The following is a 21,844-nucleotide window of genomic DNA, read 5'->3' as shown; positions in this document are numbered from 1 at the left end:
CCATGCGCATTCGCACATTGACTGTCCTGATGACGCTGCTCGTCGGCTCCTGCGCATTTGCGCACGCTCAGACAAAACCGATGTCGATCGAGGTGTTTCCCTTCGAACTGGAGGACAAGAGCGCTGGGGCAGGAATAATCCCCCCGGATGAGCACGACAGGCGCTATCTGTCCGAGTCGGCACAAGTTGCGAAGGACATGCTCTCCCAGTCCGGTCGCTTTACAATCGTCGATGCGCCAGCCGGGGATAAGCAGGCGGTTGCGCCGCACGGATTGCGCAACTGCGGGGGCTGTGAAGGCAAAATTGCCAAGGAGCACGGCGCGTCCCTTGCCCTGCTGGGCGTCGTAACGCGCGTCAACCGGACAGAGCATACCATGTTCATTCGCATCCTCGACGCTGGAACCGGGAGACCTGTTTTGCAGGGTTTTACCGATCTTCGCATGGGTGCGAACTACGCGTGGCCCCGCTCCGTGAAATGGCTGATGACAAACAGAATTCTGCGATAGGGCACGCCGGCGCCAAAAGCCCGTTGCGAGAAAAAGAACATCGACCTGCGGTCGTTAGCCCATCGATAGGCCGAGCATCCGGGCGATTGCCTGTCGCAAGGGGACGAGGACCGCCCGCCACACCAGCGCGCCATCGGGAGTGCGCAAGATCGATCCTATGCCGAAATTCAAACTGGGAAGCTGATTGCCGGTGCTGGCCCAATGCTGCCGGGAATTGCCGCTGGCATTGGCGCGGGCGATGGTTCAAGAAGGATCAACGACAGGCCTTCCTTCATGTCCTCCATCCGCCCGCTGATCCCGCTCCTCATTGCCGCCGGCATCCTGCTCGGCGGCAACGGCCTGCAAAGCACCCTGATCGCGCTACGCGGCGCGCAGGAGGGGTTTTCGGCCTCGACCGTCGGCCTGATGGGCACGTTCTATTTCGCCGGCTTCCTGCTCGGCTGCCTCGCCGTCACCCGCATCATGAAGGCCGTCGGCCATGTGCGCGCCTTTTCCGCGCTGGCGGCGATCGCTTCCGCCGGAACATTGCTTTTGGTGCTGGTCATCGACCCGGTCATGTGGTGCGCGGTGCGCTTCGCCGGCGGGTTCTGCTTCGCCGGCCTGTTCACCATCATGGAAGCCTGGCTCAATTCCGGGGTCGCCAACAAGGACCGCGCGCGGGTGCTGGCCATCTACAGGATGGTCGACATCGGTTCGGTCACGGGCGCACAGTTCCTGATCCCGATCGTCGGCGCCGGCGGTTTCGCCATCTTCGCCATCATGTCGATCATGATCACGCTCTCGCTGGTGCCGGTGTCGCTCGGCGACCGCTCCAACCCGACCCCGCCGGAGGACGTCAAGCTCGACCTGGCGCGAGTCTGGCGGATTTCGCCGCTCGGCTGCTTCGGCTGCATCGCCATCGGCGTCACCAACAGCGCCTTCCGCACCTTGTCGCCGGTCTATGCCGAACAGATCGGCATGTCGGTCACCGACGTCGTCACCTTCGTCAGCGTCGGCATCTTCGGCGGCGCCATCATCCAGTACCCGCTCGGCTATCTGTCCGACCGCTGGGACCGGCGTTCCGTGCTGCTGATAACGACATGCTGCGCGCTGTTTGCGGCGCTGGCGCTGGCTTTCGTGGCGGGGAGCGACCCGTTCCTCAACTTCGTGACCGTCTTCGTCTTCGGCTGTTTCGCCATGCCGCTCTACTCGCTGTCGGCTGCGCACTCCAACGACCGCGCCGACAAGGGCGAGTTCGTGCTGATCAACGCGTCACTGATGCTGTTCTATTCCTTCGGCGCCATTGGCGGGCCGTTCGCCGCCTCGACGGCGATGCAGTATTTCGGGCCAAGCGCGCTTTTCTTGTTCACCGCCGTCGTCTACGCCATCTTTGTCATCGTCATCCTGTACCGGATGCAGGTGCGATCCGGCGTGCCGGCCGGCAAACGCAGCCGTTTCATCGGCCTTTTGCGCACATCGACGATTTTCGCCCGGCTGGCCAAGCGCAACGATGATACCGACGGACCTGGCAAGCACCGATGACGGGCCTGCGGCTTGACGAAAGCCCGCGCGGCTGAAATTGAAGGAGACCTTACCTTTGCCAAAAGCGATTTGATGCACGTCATCACCACCCAGGAAGAACTCGAGACCGCTCTTGCAGCGTTTGAAAAGTCGGATTTCGTCACCGTCGACACCGAATTCATTCGCGAGACGACGTTTTGGCCGATTCTGTGCCTGATCCAGATGGCGGCGCCCGGCGTGACGGCGCTGATCGATCCGCTGTCACCCGACATCGACCTGAAGCCGTTCTTCAGGCTGATGGCCAACGAGGCCGTCGTCAAAGTCTTCCATGCGGCGCGCCAGGACATCGAAATCATCGTCCATCTTGGTGATCTGGTCCCGCATCCGGTGTTCGACACCCAGGTGGCGGCGATGGTTTGCGGCTTCGGCGACAGCGTCTCTTATGACCAGCTCGTCCAGAAGATCACCGGCGCCCGGCTCGACAAGTCCTCACGTTTCACCGACTGGCGCCACCGGCCGCTCTCCGACAAGCAGCTCGACTACGCGCTTGCCGACGTCACCCACCTGATCGAGGTCTACCTGCATCTCAGCGCCGAGCTGGTGCGGGAAGACCGCGCCCACTGGCTGAACGAGGAGATGGAGGTGCTGACCTCCCGCAAGACCTACGATCCGCATCCGGAGGACGCCTGGAAGCGGCTGAAGATGCGGCTGCGCAAGCCGCAGGAGCTGGCGATCGTGCAGGCGGTGGCGGCATGGCGCGAGCGCGAGGCGCGCGAACGCGACGTGCCGCGCGGCCGGGTGCTCAAGGACGATGCCATCTACGAGGTGGCGCAGCAGGCGCCGCGCGATGCGGCGGCGCTCGGCAAGCTGCGCACCACGCCGAAAGGCTGGGAACGCGCGGCGACGGCAACGGCGCTGCTTGGCGCGGTCAACGCCGCGCTTGCTTTGCCCAGGGAAGACATGCCGAAGCTGCCGAAGAGTTTTCAGCCGCCCGAAGGCTCCAATGCCGCCGCGGAATTGCTGAAAGTGCTGTTGCGGATCGTCGCCGAAAAGGAGGGCGTCGCTTCGAAGGTGCTGGCCTCCAGCGACGACATCGACCGCATCGCCGCCGAGGGCGAAGCCGCCGACGTGCCGGCCTTGCAAGGCTGGCGGCGCGCCGTGTTCGGCGAGGCCGCGCTCAAGCTGGTGCGCGGCGAGATCGCGATCAAGTTCGACAAGCGCAAGATCGCGCTGTTCGACGTGCAACCCTGACATTTTGTCTGGGCATCGGATTGCCCTGCTCAGCGCTGTTTGTGACCGGCCAGATGGAAAACCGCGATGACGATCACCGGTATCGCCAGAAGCGCGAATTTGGTGACGATCAGCGCCGAGGCGAAGGACAGCGAATCCGGATTGGCCGACTGGAAATCGGAGAGCAGGCGGGCGACCGCGATGTTCTGCGCATAATCGGCAAGCGTGTAGGGCAGTACCAGGACAAGCGCGAACAGCGACTGGAGCTGCGCGGGCTGAGCCCGGAAGTTCTTCAGCCGCCGGCCCGTGGCCAGGATCAGGCTGACCAAGGTCAGCGACAGCAGCGCCGGGAACAAGAGGTCGAAGGTCAGATAGTGCCAGACGAGAATGATCTCGCTGCCGCGCCGGCCGAGCGCCGTCAGCCAGGCCATGCCCTCATCCGGGGTGAAACCGGTGAAGCGCATGTCGAGCGACGGCAGGCTACCGCTCAACTGACGGAAATAGAGGAACTCCATCGCCGTCATGGCGGCGAAAACCACGACGCAGACAAAACACAGTGCTGCAGCGTGGCGTGACAGCCGCAGCATCGTTGCCGTCAGGCTTCGCGCGAGCTGGTCAGGCTCCGCCGGGGTAATTCGGGCTTTCGCGGGTGATCGTGACGTCATGGGCGTGGCTTTCACGAAGTCCGGCGTTGGATATGCGCACAAAGGTGGCGCGTTCGCGGAAATCGGCAAGGTCGCGACCGCCGACGTAGCCCATAGCGGCTTTCAGGCCGCCCGCGAGCTGGTGCAGCACGCCAGACACCGGTCCCTTATAGGGAACCTGCCCTTCGATGCCTTCCGGCACCAGTTTCAGCGTGTCGCGCACCTCGGCCTGGAAGTAGCGGTCGGCGGAGCCGCGGGCCATGGCGCCGACCGAGCCCATGCCGCGATAGGCTTTGAACGAGCGGCCCTGGTGCAGGTAGACCTCGCCCGGGCTCTCGTCGGTGCCGGCCAGCAGCGACCCGATCATGGCGGCACTGGCGCCGGCGGCAAGCGCCTTGGCGAGATCGCCGGAATATTTGATGCCGCCGTCGGCAATGACCGAGACGCCCGATTTCTGCGCCGTCTCGACCGCCGACATGATCGCCGAAAGCTGCGGCATGCCGACGCCGGCGACGATGCGGGTGGTGCAGATGGACCCCGGCCCAATTCCGACCTTGACGGCGTCGGCGCCGGCGTCGATCAGCGCCAGCGTGCCTTCCGACGTGGCGACGTTGCCGGCCAGGATGCGGACCGAATTGGACAGCTTCTTGGCCCGTGTCACCGCGTCGAGCACGCGTTGCGAGTGACCGTGTGCGGTGTCGATCACCAGAAGGTCGACGCCGGCGTCGATGAGGCGCTCGGCACGCTCAAAACCGTCATCGCCGACGCTGGTGGCGGCCGCCGCGCGCAAGCGTCCCTGCGCATCCTTGGTGGCGTGCGGGTTGAGCTGTGACTTCTCGATGTCCTTGACGGTGATCAGCCCGACGCAATTGCCTTCTCTGTCGACCACGACCAGCTTTTCGATGCGGTGCTGGTGCAGGAGCCGCTTGGCCTCGTCCTGATCGACGTTCTCCTTGACCGTGATCAGGTTCTCACGGGTCATCAGCTCGTAGACTTTCTGCGTCGGGTCGGAGGCGAAGCGCACGTCGCGGTTGGTCAGGATACCGACCAGCCGTCCGACCGTATGCCCGCCGGCGCCGCCATTCTCGACCACGGGAATGCCCGAGATCGAGTAGGTGCGCATCAGCCCCAAGGCGTCGGCGAGCGTCGCATCGGGGCCGATGGTGACGGGGTTGACCACCATGCCGGATTCGAACTTCTTCACTTGCCGCACCTGCTCGGCCTGTTCGGCCGGCGAGAAATTGCGGTGGATGACGCCGATGCCGCCGGCCTGGGCCATGGCGATGGCGAGGCGCGCCTCGGTGACGGTATCCATGGCGGCGGAGAGGATCGGCACGTTGAGGTCGATGTCGCCGGCGATGCGGGTGCGGATGTCGGTCTCGCCGGGCATGACTTCGGAATGACCCGGCTGCAGCAGCACGTCGTCAAAGGTCAGCGCCAATGCGCCCGTGGACGTTTCGATAATTCTTGCCATGGCCAGCCCTCGGAATGCATGAAAAGCGCTGGACCGGATGGACAGCGCCGACTCGTATCTTCCCTTTCAGGATTGGCGCTGGCTCGTAACACGTCCGATCGCCGATGAAAAGCCGATTTGCTTGTGCATGGCAGGGCTGCGGGCTTGGCTCAATGCATGCCGCGGTGTCGGATTGGTGACCGACATTCGCCGCGGCTCTGCGAGCGCAAGGGTTGAATGTTGCCTGGACAGAGCGGCGGGAAGAGACGCGCGGCTCGGGTAGCGGGTCAGTTGAAATTTGAGCGTCGTCAGGCGATGATTGGCCTAATAATAATCGTAAACGCGGCGCTTGCCCCGCTTGCACTTGATCTCTTCCTTGTATTCGTCACCTTCCCACTTGCGCTCGATCTTGCAGTTGCCGCGCCGATATTCCTCTTTGTAGCTGTAGCGTTCCCGCTTCTGCTCATAATCATCTTCGTATTGGTAGCGGCCCTGCCATTTGCCATGGCCGCTCTCGTCCTTCCACGGATCGGCAGCAGCCACACTGATGCCTCCGACGATTGCCACCCATGCGGCAAGTATGGTGCCTAGTATCTTCATGGCGCATCTCCCTTAAAGGGGTTTAACCCGGTTAATCCGGTTCCGGTTCCCGGCGCATCCGCGCTCGTGATCCGGTGCAAGTTTGTCCTTGCTTTATGACGGCAGTTATGCTAGGAATTTATTCATAGTGCTGATTTGCGCCAGCGACCCGCCGTCAAGGCGGGTTTTTTATTTGGGTGCCATTCTTCGCAGGGTTCCGTACTGGCACGGCTGCCAGGGTCGCGCAAATGTGACGGCAAGTTAAGGCGACATCCGACCCAACCCGTGATAACCGCCTGCCTGTCGGCTTGCCCCCGGTCGGTTGCGCAACGTTCAAGTCTGGACGCGTTCCATGAACCGCACCATTCCGCTTATCCTGGCGGTCGCCCTTTTCATGGAAAACATGGATTCGACCGTTATCGCGACCTCGCTGCCGGCGATCGCCGTCGACATCCAGACCAGCCCGGTGGCGCTCAAGCTGGCACTGACCGCCTATCTGGTGTCGCTCGCGGTGTTCATTCCGATCAGCGGCTGGATGGCCGACCGCTTCGGCGCCAAGACCGTGTTTCGCGCGGCGATCGCCGTGTTCATCGTCGGTTCGGTCGCTTGCGCCGTGTCCAATTCGCTGCCGGCTTTCGTGATATCGCGCTTCGTGCAAGGCATTGGCGGCGCCATGATGACACCGGTGGGGCGGCTTGTGCTGGTGCGCGCCACGCCGAAAAGCGAGCTTGTCGCCGCCATGTCCTGGCTGAGCATTCCCGCACTGGTCGGGCCGCTCGTCGGTCCGCCGGTCGGCGGCTTCATCACCACCTATCTCACCTGGCACTGGATCTTCCTGATCAACGTGCCGATCGGGCTGATCGGCATCTGGCTCGCCACGCGTTTCCTGCCGGAAACCGAATCGGCGCGGACGCCGCCGCTCGACTTCACCGGCTTCGTGCTGAGCGGGCTGGCGGCATCGGGCATCGTGTTCGGCCTGTCGGTGGTCAGCCTGCCGGCCTTGCCGCCGATTGCCGGCTTCCTCACCGTGGCTGTCGGGCTGATTTCGGCCGCGCTCTACCTCCTGCATGCACGCCGCGCCAAGAATCCGCTGCTGGCGCTCGAGCTGTTCCGCAATCAAGTGTTCCGCTCCTCGGTCCTCGGCGGCGGACTGTTCCGCATCGGCATCGGCGCGGTGCCCTTCCTGCTGCCGCTGATGTTCCAGATCGGCTTCGGGCTGACGCCGTTCCAGTCGGGAATGATCACCTTCGTGGCGGCGATCGGCGCCATCGGCATGAAATTCGTCACCGCGCTGATCTTCAGGGTCGCCGGGTTCCGCCGCGTGCTGATATCAGGCTCGCTGATCGCGGCGGCGTCGATCGCCATCAACGGCCTGTTCACGCCGGACACGCCCTATCTGCTGATCCTCGCCGCCCTGCTCGCCGGCGGCTTCATCCGCTCGATGTTCTTCACCGGCATCAACGCGCTCGCCTATGCCGAGATTTCGGCCGCCGACACCAGCCGGGCTACGCCGATCGCCGCGGTGTTCCAGCAACTGTCGATCGCGCTCGGTGTGGCGCTGGCCGGCGGCGTCCTGGAAGTGTCGACGACAATCCGTGGCGGGCCGCTGACGCTCGCCGACTTCCACATCGCGTTCTTCATCGTCGCGGCCGTGTCGGCGGCCGCATCGGCGTCGTTCATACGGCTGGCGCCCGATGCCGGCAACGCCGTATCGGGACATGGCGGGCTGACGGCGGGCAAGGCGCTGGAGGTGAGCCCGCCGGGGAGTTGAGGGCGGAGCGGTGCAGGACCCTTGATGCCGGCGGGACAGAGGGGGGCGCGAAGGATCGCTACGGGGCGGTTTTCACCCTGCGCCGTTTCCGCCCTTAAAATCCTTCGCTAACAAATATAGCTCCACCGACTCATCGCGCGAGGCCGGCGGCTTGACGTGGTGGACCGAGCGGAAATTCTGCTTGAGCCTGGCGAGCAATTCGTTTTCGGCGCCGCCCTGGAAAGTCTTGGCGAGGAAATGGCCGCCCGGCTTGAGCACCGAAAGGGCGAAATCGGCCGCCACCTCGCACAGATACATGGTGCGGATGTGGTCGGTCCGGCGATGGCCGGTGGTGGGTGCGGCCATGTCGGACAAGACGATGTCCGGCCGGCCGCCCAGCGTGTCGGCGAGCTTCTGCGGCGCCTGCGGGTCGAGAAAATCCATCAGCAGCACAGGCGCGCCGGGCACCGCATCCATTTCGAGATAATCGATGCCGACGACATGCGGATGTTCGGCCGTCGATTTGGTGCGCGCGGCGGCGACCTGGCACCAGCCGCCGGGTGCCGCGCCAAGGTCGATGACCTTCATGCCGGGCTTGAGCAGATGGTGCTTGTCGTCGATCTCGATCAGCTTGTAGGCCGCGCGCGAACGATAGCCGTCGGCCCTGGAGCGCTGGACGTAGGGATCGTTGATGTGGCGCTGCAGCCAGCGGCGCGACGATTCCTTCAGGCCGCTCTTCTTCTTGACCCGCGTCTTCAGCACGCGAATGCCGGCGGAGCCTGGCTTTTCCGGTTTCTTGGTCATTGCCGGCCACGCCCGCTATTGCGCCAGACGCCGTCGTCGGCCATCAATTCGCTCAATATGCCCTCGCGCAGGCCGCGGTCGGCGACGCGCAGCCTTTCCGACGGCCACATCGCGCGGATCGCTTCCAGGATGGCGCAGCCGGCCAGCACCAGGTCGGCGCGATCGGCGCCGATACAAGGGTTGGCGACGCGCTGCTGGAAATCCCAGCCGACCAGCCTTTCGACCATGCGGTCGACGCTGTCGCGGTCCATCCACAGCCCGTCGACCCGGCGGCGATCATAGCGTTCCAGGTCAAGATGAACGCCGGCCAGCGTCGTCACCGTGCCCGAAGTGCCGAGCAAATGGAATTTCGGGCTGGCGAGCACATGGCTCAGCCGGTCGCGCCCGTCGAAGGCGTGCAGGCGCACAGCCACATCCTCGACCATGGCGGCGAAAACCTCGCGCGTGACGGTGCGGCCGCCGAAGCGCTCGGCCAGCGAGACGACGCCGACCGGCAGCGACGTCCACGAGACGATGTGGTTGGCGAGCCTCGGCGAGCGGTGGCCGGTGAGGTCGATCAGCGCGATTTCCGAGGAGCCGCCGCCGATGTCGAACAGGACGACGCCTTGCGTGTCGCGCTCGACCAGCGAGCCGCAGCCCGAAACCGCCAGCCGCGCCTCGGTCTGACGGTCGATGATCTCGAGCTTCAAGCCCGCCTCGCGCTCGACGCGGTCGAGGAACTCGGCGCCGTTCGCGGCCGTGCGGCAGGCTTCGGTGGCAATCAGCCGGGCCTTCCTGATCTTGCGGCTGCGCAACTTGTCGCCGCAGATCTTCAGCGCCTCGACCGCACGGTCCATCGCGGGCTGCCCGAGCCGGCCATTGGCGGTGAGGCCCTCGCCCAGCCTGACGATGCGCGAGAAGGCGTCGATGACGCGGAACTGGCCATGCCGCGTCGGGATCGCCACCAGCAGCCGGCAATTGTTGGTGCCGAGGTCGAGCGCGGCAAACACCGGCAGCTCCTGCAGCGGCGGGCGGCGAACGCCCTGCTCCGACCTGCTCGGCGCAGCTGACGGCAAGGGCGCGATCGTCGCCTCGGGCGGATGGCTGGCTGGAGCGCCGGTGGTGGGCGGCGACAGTCCGGCCGCTGCGAACTGAGCGTCATCGCGCGCGAAAACCTTGCGGCCGCGCCGACGCTTGCGCCGCTTCCTGGTCTTGGCCTTTTGATTCTGGCCATTCTGGTGCTGGGACGCGTCGCCTGCCTGGCCGGACCAAGGCTGCACCGGGCGGCCATTCTGCCGGCCGGCGGATGGGCTTGCCTGGCCTGAAGGCGGCGGCGAAGCCGTTGACACGCCCACTTCCGGCGCGCCGGCGCCGGTGTCGTGGTCTTCCACTTCAGTTCCTTCCGGCGCCGCGCGAACCGGAGACCGGACGCAGCAGGCGCTTTCACATGTTTTAAGTTGCCGCCAGACTAGCAGCGCCGGGCTGGATCACCAAGAGCGGTCCGGGCGAATTTTGGAGTGGCATAGTCTCGCTTGCCCGATGATGGCGCGAAGGATCGCCACGCTTTCCTTCTCGCCGCAGCGCGCCTTCTCGGTTGAATAGCCGGCTTCGATAAGGCATTCCTGAAATGAAGGGGATGGAACATCCGGAATCGCGCACAGTTCTCCTGAAGCGAACCGAAAATGGGCAACGGGCTGCAACGCATGATCGTCGCATTATGAACTGGAGGCGCTATTTCTGGCCGGTCGTCGGCATTGCGGCGGTCGTCTTCTCGCTGTGGCTGCTGCTGCATGAGCTGCGCGGCATTTCGCTCGACGACGTCTGGGACGGCATCGTCGCCATCCCTGCCCGCGGCTGGCTGCTCGCCGCGCTGAGCTCGGTCGTCGCCTATGCGTCGCTGGCCGGCTACGACCACATCGCGCTCCTGCATATCGGCAAGAAGGTTTCTTGGCTGTTCGTCACCCTGTGCTCCTTCACCACCTACGCGCTGTCGCACAATATCGGCGGCTCGGTATTTTCGGGCGCGGTGATCCGCTACCGCGCTTATGGCACCAGGGGCCTGACCGGACAGGATGTCGGCATTCTGGTGGCGATCTGCTGGATCACTTTCGTGCTGTCGACGATCCTCGTCTCCGGCCTCGTGCTGGTCTTCGAGCCGGAGATTATCGACCGGTTTTCCGGCGCGTCGCACCATGGCCTGGCCATCGCCGCGGGCCTCGCCATGCTGCTCCTGGTGGCGGCCTATGTCTTCGGCAGCTGGCTGCATCTCAGGCCGCTGAAGATCGGCAGCTTCCAGATCCATTATCCGGCGCTGCCGATCGTCGCGCGGCAATTGCTAATCGGCCCGATCGAGCTCCTGGCAGCGGCGGCGATCATCTACTTCGTCCTGCCCGCTGCCGGCAACCCAGGCTATTTCGTCGTGCTCGGCGTGTTCCTGGTGTCGTTCTCGGTCGCGCAGATCTCGCATGCGCCGGGCGGGCTCGGCGTGCTCGAGGTCGTCTTCCTCACCGGCCTGTCGCATATGGACCCGGTCGGCGTGCTGGCAGCACTCCTGGTGTTCCGGCTGTTCTACCTGATCATCCCGCTGGTGATCGCGCTCGGCGTGGTGCTGTATTTTGAGCATTCGCAGCTTGGGCGGGATGGGGATTGAGGCGCGAAAGACCTGGCGACTGAACGCCGCGATTAAAACGCTGCGATTGAAAAGGCCGGGCAGGCTTGACTATTTTCCGGCGGCGGCTACAAGGCACGCGCGGCGACATCGTCGCCCTGCCCGCGCGGTTTTCGCAACCGCGCCTGCTGGGGAATAGGTTAACGGTAGACCCACGGACTCTGACTCCGTTAGTCCTGGTTCGAATCCAGGTTCCCCAGCCACTCTAACCCCTTGTAAATGCAGCGCTTTTAGCTTCATCCGATGAAATTCCCTTGTTGCAGTGGTTTTGCAACAAACCCCAATAAAAACAATGAGGGGGCCATGAAGCCCTAACAGCCCCCTGCAACTGAAGTGCAACCAAGAGGGGCGGCTCTCCCCGCTGCGTTAACCCTACCCCCTCGCGGTGCTATTTCGCCCTTGTGGGCTATCCTTAAAAATGCGTTAATGCGGCCTCAGCCCCTCATTCTTGGGCACCAAAGACAGGCCGTAACCAGCTTACAACGGCGCAAGCGCAACCAGCGCTGACTGTCTTTGCACGTCGGCGCTTCCACGGAGAGAGCCGACTATGAGAACCATCAAACAGGCAGAAGACCACGACATCGTTTGGACGCTTGAAGCGATCGGCAAGATCATCAATCGTGACAAGCGGGCGGTTGAATACCTCATCAATCGTTATCCCAATTTCCCGGTGAAAAAGGCTGTCGGCGGCTACGTGGCCAGCCGCAAGGCGCTGCTCGCCTTTCTCCTTGAGAAGGAGGATGCGTGATGGCTGACACCAATCTTATCAGCCGCACCGTTATCCCGGCGGCACCCGGCACATTCCTTTTATCGTTTCAGTACGGTGAGGAGCCGATAAGAACCCCTGTGGTCGCGTGGCTCGTCGTGCTTACCTCCTATGGGACCAAACAGCCCGACGAGGTTATGCACGGCGCTGAGCCCATCACAGTCCACTTGGGTGACTCTGGGCGAGATGGAACGCAGACGATCCTCTTCCCAACCGGCCAAGTCATAGAGCCGATGTGCAGAAGCTACGACACTGAAGCAGATTGGCTTCAGGACGCGCGCGAGCGTGCCGATAAAGAAAACGCCGGCCTCGGGGATGAAGGCCGGCGTTCAGGAGAAGGCATGAGCACTTAAAAGCACGTCCCGAGCTTGGGCAATGCTCGCAAAACACTACCCTACTTCAACCCTGAATTGCAATTGATTTCAGTGAGTAGGGCAATGACACAACAATCAGCTACCATCGATATTGATGGCACCCGATCAGCCGCACGCAGATACATGGGACTCGGCTGGGTGCCGATTGCCTATCAGCATCAGACTAAGGCACCCCTCGAAAAGAACTGGCAGAAGAAGACGCTCGACAAGATCGATGTCGACAAGGCCTTCACCGGCAATAGTTCAAACGTGGGCGTATTGCTTGGGACGCCCTCAGGCAATCTAGTAGACGTTGACCTCGACAGCCCCGAGGCGATAGCGCTCGCCAAAGAGTTTCTGCCGCCAACTCCGGCACAATTTGGCCGCCCCGCTACGCCCGAGGCGCACCGGCTCTACAGGGCGGTTGTCCCCGCCACTGTGCCCTTCACCTACAACGGCAAGAAGGACGGCATGCTGGTCGAGCTTCGGTCTACAGGCGGGCAGACAATGTTCCCGCCGTCCGTCCATCCTTCAGGGGAACGACTTAGCTGGACCGAAGAGGGTCAGCCATTTGAGATAGAGGGTGAATTCCTTCTTCAGTGCGTTCGATGTCTCGCGCTTGCCTCCCTGATCATGCGGCACTGGCAGGATGGGCTGCGCAACGTGCTGGGCCTTCGCGTGCCTGGCGCTTTGCTAACGCACGGTTGGTCGGAGGCGGAAGTTGAAAAACTGATCCGCAAAGTAGCGACCAAGTGCGGCGACGATCCAGCGGCGATTGAAAAGTCTATCGGCCGCGTCAAAGCTACGGTGAAACGTCTTGCTGGTGGCAGGGCGTGCACCGGCATTCCGAAGCTGGCTGAATCGCTCAACATCAACCCCGACACGCTTCGGTCATGGATCGATATGCGGCCCGAGGATGAGCGGGGCATACTGTCATCAAGCGAGCCGATCTATGTCGCTCGCCAGTTCGCCAAGACGCTAGATGATGTTTGGCACTGGCGGGGTGACTTCTACCGCTGGACGGGAAGCTGGTGGGTGCAGATGGATGACGAGGAGGTTCGGGGGCGGATTTATACCTGGCTGGAAACAATCAGGGTGCTGGAAAAAGGGAAGCCCGTTCCATTCAAGTCCACGCGCAATGCAGTTGGCGACATCCTCGCCGCACTGGCCGGCGTCAGACAATTGCCCAATATGGTCGAGACACCATTCTGGATCGAAGCCAAGAGCGACGACCCCTCGCCTGCCGACCTGCTTCCGTTCAAAAATGGGAGCTTCGACTTGCGCACATACACCCTGCATCCACCGCAGCAACGCCTCTTCGCGCTGCATGGCGTTGAATGCAATTACGACGTGGCAGCGAAAGCGCCGACATGGGCCAAGTTTATGCACGACGCATTTCCCGACGACCATCAGTCAATCGAGTGCATTGAGGAAATCATGGGCTATTGCCTGACCGCCGACACGTCGCAGCAGAAGGCTTTCGCCTTCATTGGCGAGAAGCGCTCAGGTAAGGGCACCATCGGGCGCGTAGCGAGAGCGGCGGTTGGCGTGAGCAGATACGCCAATCCAAAGCTGTCGGACTTCAGCGAGCCGTTTGGCATGGAAAACTTGGTCGGAAAGTCCCTCGCCGTCATCTCCGACGCGAGGGGGCAAGGGCGCTCAAACCCTCATGCGGCGGTTGAGAACATCCTGTCAATTACCGGCGAAGACCCGCAGTCGATCAACCGCAAAAACAAGACGCGCTGGAACGGTGTCCTATCCACACGCCTCATCATGATGGCGAACACCGTTCCGAAGCTCAAAGACGCGTCCGGAACCATCACTACCCGCTTCATCATGATCGAGTTCCGCCAGTCGTTCTATGGTCACGAGAACACCAACCTCACCAACGAACTGATTGCCGAGTTGCCGGGCATCATCAACATCTGGATCGAAGGGCTAAAGCGGCTGCGAGCGCGAGGACGTTTTGAGCAGCCTGAGTCAGGCCAAGAATTGCTCGACTTGATGGACGAGAACACAGGCGTGGTGAAGCGCTTTGTCGAGGAAATGTGCACCGTCGGCCCCGACTATGTTGTCAGCAAGAAGCTGTTCAACATGGAGTTGAACGACTGGTTGAGAGATCGGAACCATCACGTCATGGCAGATGAGACTATCGGGGCTGACTTGTATGCGCTGCAATTGGGCATCAAAGCCAGCAAACCACGCGTGGGCGGGCAGCATACTCCTCACTATGCCGGGATCACCCTGACGGAGATGGTTCCGAAGGGCGGTAAGCTGACGCCAAATCAGGCTGCGATGGTGTTCCGGGACTCAGGTGAGATGCCTCCGGACGAGGTGATCAATCCGCCTATCCCCTTCTAGCTGTGCCGGGGGTGCCGGGGGTACTCCAAGTCGTTAGCGCTATTGCACTGCGCGTTGCAAAAAAAAAAAAGCATTTCCCTACATGTAACGACTTGGAAAGTCCTAGGCACCCCCGGCACAGCGCGCGGTTCACCCCTGTTTATTCCAGGATAAAAAACAGATGCTGAATCGCCACTTTTTCTTGCTGATGCCCCTCGGGCTAAGTTCCAAGGCAGGACTAGAATACTACTCATCCTCAAGTGTGATGTCAGCCGCCGCTAAGTGATTCCAAACAAAGCAGAAAATAACGGCAAAAAGTTCCAGTTGCAGTGCAGTTGCAGCGCGCCCTAAGCATTGCAGCTACTTCAAGCCCCTGCAAACAAGCAAGCAGATAGCTAAGCGACAACACATGAGCAGGATTAGGAACGCTATCAAGAAGCCCATGGCTCGCAGCGCCACGACGAATGGCACTGCCGTCCTGCCCAACGTTGACGGACGCTCCATCTGGGTGCGCCGCCTGTCGGACTTGATGGCGCTGATCACCCACGACTTGGGCGGCGAGGACGCTATCAGCGAAATGGAGCGCGGTCTCATCCAGCGCATCGCCACCCAGCAGGTCGCGATAGAGAAGCTTGAAGCGTCGTTCGCACAGGATGGAGCAGCAGACGACAAGCAGCTTGATCTGCACCAGCGCCTCTCCAACACGCTTCGACGCAATCAGGAGGCACTGGGGCTGAAGCGCCGGTCCAAGGACATCACTCCGACACTCGACGCCTACCTCGCGAGGCAGGCATGAACATCCTGCAAGCGTGTGCCGACCCCAACCTGTTCGCCCCATGGTTCAGGAGGCGCGACACGTACACGGCATGGTTCAGCTTCCTCGCCGCGCTGTTCGCACTGCCCTTGGACGACGCCCAGCTGCGATTGTACCGCGAGCATACGGGCAGAAGCGCACCGCCGGAGCAAGCGTCAAGCGAGGCTTGGCTCATCGTCGGGCGGCGTGGTGGCAAGAGCTTCATGATGGCGCTTATTGCCGTCTACCTCGCGTGCTTTCGCTCCTACCGCGAACACCTGGCTCCTGGTGAGCGGGCAACGGTGCTGGTCATCGCCGCTGACAGGAAACAGGCTCGCATCATCGTCCGCTATGTGCGGGCAATGCTTGAGGGCATCCCCCTGCTGGCCAAGCTGCTCGTGAACTCGAATGCGGAAAGCTTCGACCTGTCGAACAGCGTCACGATTGAAATTGGCACCGCCAGCTTTCGCTCCACCCGCGGATACACGTTCGCCGCCATAGTGGGTGACGAAGTTGCGTTCTGGCGGACGGGCGACGATTCCGCCAACCCTGACTTTGAAATTCTCGCCGCTGTGCGCCCCGGACTGGCGACGATTCCGGGCAGCATGTTGATCTGCGCCAGCTCACCATATGCGCGGCGCGGTGCGCTGTTCGATGCTTGGAAGCGCTACTGGGGCAAGGATCAGACGCCGCTGGTGTGGCGCGCACCAACACGGGCAATGAACCCAACGCTGCCCCAAACTGTCGTGGACGAGGCGATGGAGCGGGACGCCGCCAGCGCTAAAGCTGAGTACGGGGCTGAGTGGCGTGAGGACATCGAGGCCTTTGTCAATTTGACAGTTGTTGAGCGGTGCATACGCACCGACCTGCCCGTACGAAAGCCTGAAAGGGCGCGGCTCGGAAGCTATGTCGCATTTGTTGATCCAGCAGGTGGCAGTGGGTCGGACTCGTTCACACTGGGTATCGCGCATCTGGATGGCGACATGGCAATACTGGACGCACTGCTTGAGGAGAGGCCGCCATTCTCGCCCGACAGCGTGGTGAAGAAGTTCGCCGACTTCCTCAGCACGTACGACATCAGCAGTGTTGAGGGCGACCGATACGCTGGCGAATGGCCGCGTGAAGCGTTCCGCAAGCGGGGCATCGAGTACCGGCTGGCGGATAAGACGCGCTCGGAATTGTATCTCGCGCTGCTCCCTGCCCTGAACAACGAGAGCGTCGATCTTTTGGATAACCCGAAGCTGGTCAACCAGCTTGTGGGACTTGAGCGACGTGTGGCGCGAGGGGGGCGTGAGAGCGTCGACCATCCACCAGGGGGCCATGACGACCTCGCAAACGCGGCGGCTGGCGTCATCAACATGGTGACGCGCCCCAGCCTGCGGACGGTCACCATTACCACAGCCATTCCGATTTAGAGGCAACCATGCGAGCAGGCGACATCATAAAATCAAAGCGCGGGCACAGGTGGATTGTCGGCTATGCGGTCGAGGACGGCGTTTATGAGTGTCTTGGCAGCGGTCGCCACCTGTTTCTGGTCAGGGACAATGGCACCGAACTGTTGATGACGTTGCGCCCCGAATGCGACCTTAAGAAAGGCTACCAGCGCAACGACTTCGAAGTCGGGTACAGTTCAGCGCGCTACGGGTCGGACAGCAGCGTGACATTGTCAAAGGAAAACGCGCTCTATTTCGCCGTTCCTGCGCCCTTGCCCACCCATCCGTTTGTTGAGACGACGATTGACGGCAAAATGCTAGCGAAAGCACCAAGCGCCCTCGCCGAATTGTTCGTCAGCGTACAGCGCGATTTTGATGACGGTCATTCGGAACATCTCACCATGTGGCGTTGGCAATTTGCGTTGCTGATCGAACGCGACAGGCAGGGAAAGCCGCCCATCGATTTCACGCTGTGTGAGGGGCGCATAGCGCTCCCGGAGGAAGTCTGATGGCCGCAACTGCACAGGTTGGCGACATCGTGCACGTGTCGGAAGCGGCAGCCGGGTTGCGGTGCAGATGGGTAGTGCTGGGTTTTGTTTCCAGCGGCCAGGGGCGCGATGCGAAGCTGGTCCGCAAAAACGCGCACGGAACATACTCCAACTGCCAGAAGAGGCCGGAAATACTAACCCTGGTAGAGAGGCCGGTCTTTAGGTCGGGCGACAAAGTGTCGGTCGACGGAAATCGCGGCGTGTTCATGAGCCGTGAAGCTGACGGCGCTGCGCGGGTGATGCTGGCAGCACGACGGAAGCAGTTCACCGGTATCGGCCTCATTGAGATCCAAGCTGCCGTTGCGAGGATGAACTACGCCTTGTTCGTGATCGAGAATCGAAAACTCTGAAGGAGAAAATACATGGCACTGCACGTCCCTATTGACCTTGATGAACGCTTTATCGACCGGTGTGCTGAAACTGATCCCCTGACGCGCACACCTATCGCCGACCCTGTGCTTTCAGGGCTGTCCAGCGCCGTGAAGCTGGCCCGCGAGCAAGCGACCAGCCTCGCGGCCTATGAGGCGGCCGCGCTCGCCGACAAAACGCAGACGCCCGAAGCCAATGTGCTGCGAATTGCCGCTGCTGCGGGCAAGACCGGCGAGCGGGTTGCTGCGCAATTGGACGCCGCGCGCACGAGAGCAAAGGCGGAGATCGCCAACATCGAAAAGCGCACCGGCGCACCACCGCCGCCAAAGGACGCCATTGCGCTCGCAATGGAGGCTGAAATCAGGACGCGCCTCGCCAACATGACGCCCAAGCAGCGGGGCGCCGCCATTGCTAAGGCAAAGGCTGAGAATAACGAAACGATCATCGCTGCCGTGTTGCGCGGGCCAGCTATTCTTACCGGGCTGGGTGCGTCCCAGCTGGAGGGCGTCCGCCATCACTATCGGCAGCGCTTCCATGCGGCTGATTACGCCCGCCTTGCGCGGCTGACCAAGGCACTGGACGCCATGGAGAAGTCAGGACGGCTGTTTGTCGGCCTTGTCCGTTCAGCGGCAGACTCGCAAGCTGCAAGACTGGCCGCGACCAACAAGGCGCTGCTCGAAGAAGCCGCCGCTGCCCACGCAAGGGAGGCATGATCATGGACAAGCGCGCATTGTTTCTTGAAGACGGCAGCTTTGCCGCTCCTCGAACCGTCAGGAACATCGAGGATGTGCCCGAAACCCATCGCGACTGGTATCTGCCGGAGGCTGGCAAAGAGGATGGTCGCTACATTCTCAATCATGAAATCTGGAAAAAGGTGCGCGAGCCCTACGAACGCGAAGTCGAGCGGATTGAGAAAGCGATGGCCGATCTAAAGGCCAAGCATGAAACGGATCTGGAGCGCGAAAAGCAGGTGCGGAAACGGGAGAAGATCGACGCCACTCTGCGAAGCACTTGCGAGGACGCTGGCATCCCGGCTGGGCTGATCGAGGGCGTTATCGCATTGCTGTCCGAGGAGAGCACGTTCGAGGTTGATGATAGCTACGAGTTCGGTGGCGTGGTCATCGCCAACAGCAATGGCACGTTGAACTCGGTGGAAGCTCTGGTGGAGAACTTTCTCGACAGCGACGAGGGCGCAGCGTTCCGTGGGAAACGCCGCGCCGCTCCGTCTGATGGCTATTTCGCCAGTCTCATTGCTGGTCTGAAGGAACGTCGATGAGCAAAACGATCATGACTGTGACGCCGAAGAGTTGGTGGTGGCAGGTGATGCAGAAACGGCAGAGGGCGCGGCGCTGACGCTCGCTCCCTTGCCAAATGCAAGCGTCTTGGCCTTGGTCTTCTTCGGCGGAACGACCGAATAGGTCATCGCGCCGTCTTTCATGACGCCTGTGATAGCGACGCCCGACCGCTTCACGTCGCCGATCAAGCTGTAAGCGGCCTGCTTGCTGATCGATAGCGCGTCGGCAATTGCAGCGACGCTAACGCCGCCAACAGTCAGCATTTCCAGCACGATGGATTTCTTGGTCTGCGGCTTGGCGGGGGTCTCTTTGCTCTTGGACATAACCTGTTCTCCTGTCTGACACGTCCTTGTTGGACGAAGACAGGTGTAGGACAATTTTCCTATGTGGTAGACGCATGCGCAGTTGTCATCGGACTTTTTGCTAGGCGGCCCTACAGCGCGAGGGCGCACTTACCTGCACACTTGGGCGGCGCGCATGCTTGTCACGCTACGGGCGGCGGCTTTGGCCGAGCGTCCCCCTAAACCTCAAGTTAAGGAGCACCGGCTTAGAAGGCGGAAAACGGAGCACTTCGCCAATGGCCAAAATGACTGACGACCAGCGGATAGAAAAGCTGATCAGAAAATTGCATGAAGTCATCGCCGAACTTGCGGCACTTGACCATCCTATGTGGCCCGCACAAATGGATGGTCTGAAAAAGGCTGTCTTCGATCTGGAAGAGCGGATGGCGAATGACCGTGGCATGTTCCACGAGCCGACGAATCGCTAGTAAAGAGCCGCCTCCGCCGCAGCGAGTTCCGCACTCGCATCGCCCTTCGGGAACAGGTGGCCGTAGACGTCCAGCGTCATCACGATAGACGAGTGCCCCAAGCGCTCCTGAACGAGCTTCGGAGCGAGGCCAAGCCCGTGATCCTCCTTCGCGTTAATGCAGTATGACGCATAGTAGTGACGCAGCGCGTGGAGCCCGGTGTACTTCGGCGCCACGATGGGATTGCCCTCGTCGTCCACTTCGCTGGTTTTGACAGTCACCCCAGCGCTGATTTGAGCCGGGTGCAGCCAATCCTTGATGATGTTGGCGTGGTTCATGACGTTGTCACGCTGGAGGGTGCTATCAACCTCGCGCGGCAGACTTGGAAAGACCAGCTTTCGCGACGTGCAGGCGAGCTTCCATTCGCGCAACTCTGCAATCAATTTATCCCCGATTGGCAACGTCCGAATGCCGCTGCTGGACTTGGGCGAGCCAAGCTTCCCGTAAGCGTCTGCGCGCTGGGTGACTTCAATAGTGCCCTTCGCGAAGTCAATCGCATCCCAAGAGAGACCGCGCAACTCGCTTGCCCGCATGCCAGTGAGAGCGGCGGTGCGCAGGAATACGCGCGCCCTGCCCTCCTTGGCATTGTCCAGCATGCGCTTCACTTCGTCGGTGGTGGGGATATCGACGCCGACCTTGAGACGCTTTTTGTGCCGACCATCCTTTGGCTTGCTGTCGCGCCCCATCTCCTTCACCGCGTTGAAGATGACCTTGCCCTGCTTTTGGGCGTTTGACAGCAACGCACCAAGGCTTACCCGGACCGCACGCACCATAGGCTCCGAAAGGCCCTGCTTGCGCAGCTTGGCGAGGAAATCATAGACGAACGGCACGCCGATCTTGTTGAGCTTAATCTTTCCAATGTTGGGGTAGATGTGGTGCTTCAAGTGCCCGGCGTATTGATCCCGCGTGCTGCGCTCAAGATCAGCGCACGCTTCCATCCATAGCTCCCCGGCTTCCTTAACTGTGATTGAATCGATGTCGGGAACATGCGTGTTCCCCTTTAGCTCCATGAGGATCTTTGCCTCTGCAGCCTTTGCCTCACGCTTGGTCCGATAGAGCATTTGGTGGCGCTTGCCGTTGCCATCAAAATAGTCGTGGCACCACTTGTCCGTTCCCTTACGCTGTCGCACTGACATAGTAGTTCTCCTGTGTCTTGGAGAAGCACACTAACGGATTTCAGTGCAACAATGCAACGGCGAAGCCATCGCCTTATCCTGAAAGCGTTTTTAGTGCAACTGAACTGCAACAAAATCGCCAAAAAGCAGAATACAAACAACGGAGTTGCAAATACTCTGACTCCGTTAGTCCTGGTTCGAATCCAGGTTCCCCAGCCACTTGATTTCATTAGCTTTTTCGCCATTTCCCCAAAATCGAAAATATCTTTGAATAGGGTAGGAATAGGAAATTCCCGGCCTTTTGTGGCATCCTTGCCGCCATGTCGCCGCAAGCCCGCCTCCGCCCCACCGTTGTCGACAACCCGTTTTTTGCGCGCGGCCATCCGATCAGCGCCAGCAACCCGCGCACGATCCCGGCCGCCGTCAATGTCCGCGAATCGGCCGTCGTCATGCTGGCCTCGCGCGGCACGCTCGATGCGGCGCAGATCAAGGCAGCCGAACGATTCCGGGCGTTATGGGAGGTGCTGGACGGCAAGGGAGCGTCCGGCATTGATCCGGCTCGCATCGTCGTTGATGGCGGGAAAATGCCGGACGGCATCAGCCAGCGCCAGATCAATGCTGGGCAGGAATTGCGGAAATGCCGGGCGCTGCTCGGCTTGCGCGGCTATCAGCTCGTGGCGCTTGTTTGCGGGCAAGGTCATGCCCTGCACGAGATCGCGGCCAGCAAGCGCGAAAGGCTGACAGCCGCCGACATGTTGCGGTGGTGCCTGGACGATCTCGCCGCCGCGTGGGGCATGGCAAGCGGTTAAGAGGCCCGTCGGCGGCGTTTGATCGACCGGCGGGCACCTTTTTCCCGTGTGATGGCACGTTGTAGCTATAGACTCGTGCTACACGGGATCATGCGGCCTATA

The 21,844-nt window shown here is 61.6% G+C and carries 23 protein-coding genes and 1 tRNA gene; 17 read left to right on the top strand and 7 right to left on the bottom strand.

What is annotated here, in order from left to right; genetic code table 11:
• The first annotated feature begins 2 nt into the window (after positions 1-2).
• The 3 genes from IQ26_RS21350 to rnd all read left to right on the top strand — a co-directional run bounded on the left by IQ26_RS21350 (position 3) and on the right by rnd (position 3,257).
• Positions 3-506, top strand: coding sequence for a DUF3280 domain-containing protein (locus IQ26_RS21350; protein WP_145720326.1), 504 nt, complete (start codon positions 3-5; stop codon positions 504-506).
• 273 nt (positions 507-779) lie between these two features.
• A complete protein-coding gene (locus IQ26_RS21345; RefSeq protein WP_145720325.1) occupies positions 780-2,027 on the top strand; it encodes an MFS transporter in 1,248 nt (415 codons plus the stop codon).
• A gap of 72 nt (positions 2,028-2,099) precedes the next feature.
• Positions 2,100-3,257: a ribonuclease D gene (gene rnd, locus IQ26_RS21340; RefSeq protein WP_145720324.1), complete on the top strand. Its 1,158-nt coding sequence runs from the start codon at positions 2,100-2,102 to the stop codon at positions 3,255-3,257.
• 29 nt (positions 3,258-3,286) lie between these two features.
• Here the strand turns inward: rnd and IQ26_RS21335 are convergent, their stop codons facing one another.
• The 3 genes from IQ26_RS21335 to IQ26_RS21325 all read right to left on the bottom strand — a co-directional run bounded on the left by IQ26_RS21335 (position 3,287) and on the right by IQ26_RS21325 (position 5,933).
• Positions 3,287-3,823 carry a hypothetical protein gene (locus IQ26_RS21335; RefSeq protein ID WP_162458031.1) on the bottom strand — a complete coding sequence of 179 codons (537 nt, stop codon included), beginning with the start codon at positions 3,821-3,823 and terminating at the stop codon, positions 3,287-3,289.
• A 28-nt stretch (positions 3,824-3,851) separates the two neighbouring features.
• On the bottom strand, positions 3,852-5,354 hold the full coding sequence (gene guaB, locus IQ26_RS21330) for an IMP dehydrogenase (protein ID WP_145720322.1): 1,503 nt from the start codon (positions 5,352-5,354) through the stop codon (positions 3,852-3,854).
• Between the two features lie 303 nt (positions 5,355-5,657).
• Positions 5,658-5,933: a hypothetical protein gene (locus tag IQ26_RS21325; protein WP_145720321.1), complete on the bottom strand. Its 276-nt coding sequence runs from the start codon at positions 5,931-5,933 to the stop codon at positions 5,658-5,660.
• Positions 5,934-6,264: 331 nt separating this feature from the next.
• Here IQ26_RS21325 and IQ26_RS21320 point away from each other — a divergent pair, with 331 nt between their 5' ends.
• A complete protein-coding gene (locus IQ26_RS21320) occupies positions 6,265-7,683 on the top strand; it encodes an MFS transporter (RefSeq protein WP_145720320.1) in 1,419 nt (472 codons plus the stop codon).
• A gap of 72 nt (positions 7,684-7,755) precedes the next feature.
• Here the strand turns inward: IQ26_RS21320 and IQ26_RS21315 are convergent, their stop codons facing one another.
• Together IQ26_RS21315 and IQ26_RS21310 are read right to left on the bottom strand one after the other, a co-directional pair.
• Positions 7,756-8,466: an RlmE family RNA methyltransferase gene (locus IQ26_RS21315; protein ID WP_145720319.1), complete on the bottom strand. Its 711-nt coding sequence runs from the start codon at positions 8,464-8,466 to the stop codon at positions 7,756-7,758.
• Positions 8,463-9,836: a Ppx/GppA phosphatase family protein gene (locus tag IQ26_RS21310; RefSeq protein ID WP_145720318.1), complete on the bottom strand. Its 1,374-nt coding sequence runs from the start codon at positions 9,834-9,836 to the stop codon at positions 8,463-8,465. The genes IQ26_RS21315 and IQ26_RS21310 overlap by 4 nt, the downstream gene beginning before the upstream one ends.
• 326 nt (positions 9,837-10,162) lie before the next feature.
• On the opposite strand from IQ26_RS21310, the gene IQ26_RS21305 reads away from it, so the two are divergent.
• The 11 genes from IQ26_RS21305 (at position 10,163) to IQ26_RS21255 (ending at position 18,991) form a co-directional block, all read left to right on the top strand.
• Positions 10,163-11,095 (top strand): lysylphosphatidylglycerol synthase domain-containing protein, encoded by a 933-nt coding sequence (locus IQ26_RS21305; protein WP_145720317.1) that lies wholly within the window; start codon positions 10,163-10,165, stop codon positions 11,093-11,095.
• Positions 11,096-11,242: 147 nt separating this feature from the next.
• Positions 11,243-11,316: transfer RNA gene (locus tag IQ26_RS21300), tRNA-Gln, on the top strand.
• A 344-nt stretch (positions 11,317-11,660) separates the two neighbouring features.
• Positions 11,661-11,861: a hypothetical protein gene (locus IQ26_RS21295; protein WP_145720316.1), complete on the top strand. Its 201-nt coding sequence runs from the start codon at positions 11,661-11,663 to the stop codon at positions 11,859-11,861.
• The gene (locus IQ26_RS21290) at positions 11,861-12,232 is read left to right on the top strand and encodes a hypothetical protein (protein WP_145720315.1); all 372 of its coding nucleotides are present in this window, start codon (positions 11,861-11,863) and stop codon (positions 12,230-12,232) included. Before IQ26_RS21295 ends, IQ26_RS21290 begins: the two co-directional genes overlap by 1 nt.
• A gap of 15 nt (positions 12,233-12,247) precedes the next feature.
• Positions 12,248-14,593 (top strand): phage/plasmid primase, P4 family, encoded by a 2,346-nt coding sequence (locus IQ26_RS21285; protein ID WP_145720314.1) that lies wholly within the window; start codon positions 12,248-12,250, stop codon positions 14,591-14,593.
• Between the two features lie 421 nt (positions 14,594-15,014).
• Entirely contained in the window at positions 15,015-15,368 is a 354-nt protein-coding gene (locus IQ26_RS21280) for a hypothetical protein (RefSeq protein WP_145720313.1), read from the top strand.
• Complete coding sequence (locus IQ26_RS21275) at positions 15,365-16,780, top strand: hypothetical protein (RefSeq protein ID WP_145720312.1); 1,416 nt, start codon at positions 15,365-15,367, stop codon at positions 16,778-16,780. Before IQ26_RS21280 ends, IQ26_RS21275 begins: the two co-directional genes overlap by 4 nt.
• An 8-nt stretch (positions 16,781-16,788) precedes the next feature.
• Positions 16,789-17,307, top strand: a complete 519-nt coding sequence (locus IQ26_RS21270; RefSeq protein ID WP_145720311.1) for a hypothetical protein — start codon at positions 16,789-16,791, stop codon at positions 17,305-17,307.
• The gene (locus IQ26_RS21265; protein WP_145720310.1) at positions 17,307-17,696 is read left to right on the top strand and encodes a hypothetical protein; all 390 of its coding nucleotides are present in this window, start codon (positions 17,307-17,309) and stop codon (positions 17,694-17,696) included. The genes IQ26_RS21270 and IQ26_RS21265 overlap by 1 nt, the downstream gene beginning before the upstream one ends.
• A gap of 12 nt (positions 17,697-17,708) precedes the next feature.
• A complete protein-coding gene (locus tag IQ26_RS21260) occupies positions 17,709-18,428 on the top strand; it encodes a hypothetical protein (protein WP_145720309.1) in 720 nt (239 codons plus the stop codon).
• Positions 18,429-18,430: 2 nt separating this feature from the next.
• Positions 18,431-18,991, top strand: a complete 561-nt coding sequence (locus IQ26_RS21255; RefSeq protein WP_145720308.1) for a THO complex subunit 7 family protein — start codon at positions 18,431-18,433, stop codon at positions 18,989-18,991.
• 9 nt (positions 18,992-19,000) lie between these two features.
• On the opposite strand, the gene IQ26_RS21250 is transcribed toward IQ26_RS21255, so the two are convergent.
• Positions 19,001-19,333, bottom strand: coding sequence for a hypothetical protein (locus tag IQ26_RS21250; RefSeq protein WP_145720307.1), 333 nt, complete (start codon positions 19,331-19,333; stop codon positions 19,001-19,003).
• A 254-nt stretch (positions 19,334-19,587) separates the two neighbouring features.
• Here IQ26_RS21250 and IQ26_RS21245 point away from each other — a divergent pair, with 254 nt between their 5' ends.
• On the top strand, positions 19,588-19,779 hold the full coding sequence (locus IQ26_RS21245; protein ID WP_145720306.1) for a hypothetical protein: 192 nt from the start codon (positions 19,588-19,590) through the stop codon (positions 19,777-19,779).
• On the opposite strand, the gene IQ26_RS21240 is transcribed toward IQ26_RS21245, so the two are convergent.
• Entirely contained in the window at positions 19,776-20,954 is a 1,179-nt protein-coding gene (locus tag IQ26_RS21240; RefSeq protein WP_145720305.1) for a tyrosine-type recombinase/integrase, read from the bottom strand. The genes IQ26_RS21245 and IQ26_RS21240 overlap by 4 nt on opposite strands.
• A gap of 299 nt (positions 20,955-21,253) precedes the next feature.
• On the opposite strand from IQ26_RS21240, the gene IQ26_RS21235 reads away from it, so the two are divergent.
• Positions 21,254-21,742, top strand: coding sequence for a hypothetical protein (locus IQ26_RS21235; RefSeq protein ID WP_145720304.1), 489 nt, complete (start codon positions 21,254-21,256; stop codon positions 21,740-21,742).
• The last annotated feature ends 102 nt before the right edge of the window (positions 21,743-21,844 follow it).

Source organism: Mesorhizobium tianshanense (assembly GCF_007830515.1).
Lineage (GTDB): Bacteria > Pseudomonadota > Alphaproteobacteria > Rhizobiales > Rhizobiaceae > Mesorhizobium > Mesorhizobium tianshanense.
The sequence above is the reverse complement of the archived record's forward strand: the minus strand, read 5'-3'. Positions and strand labels throughout refer to the sequence as shown.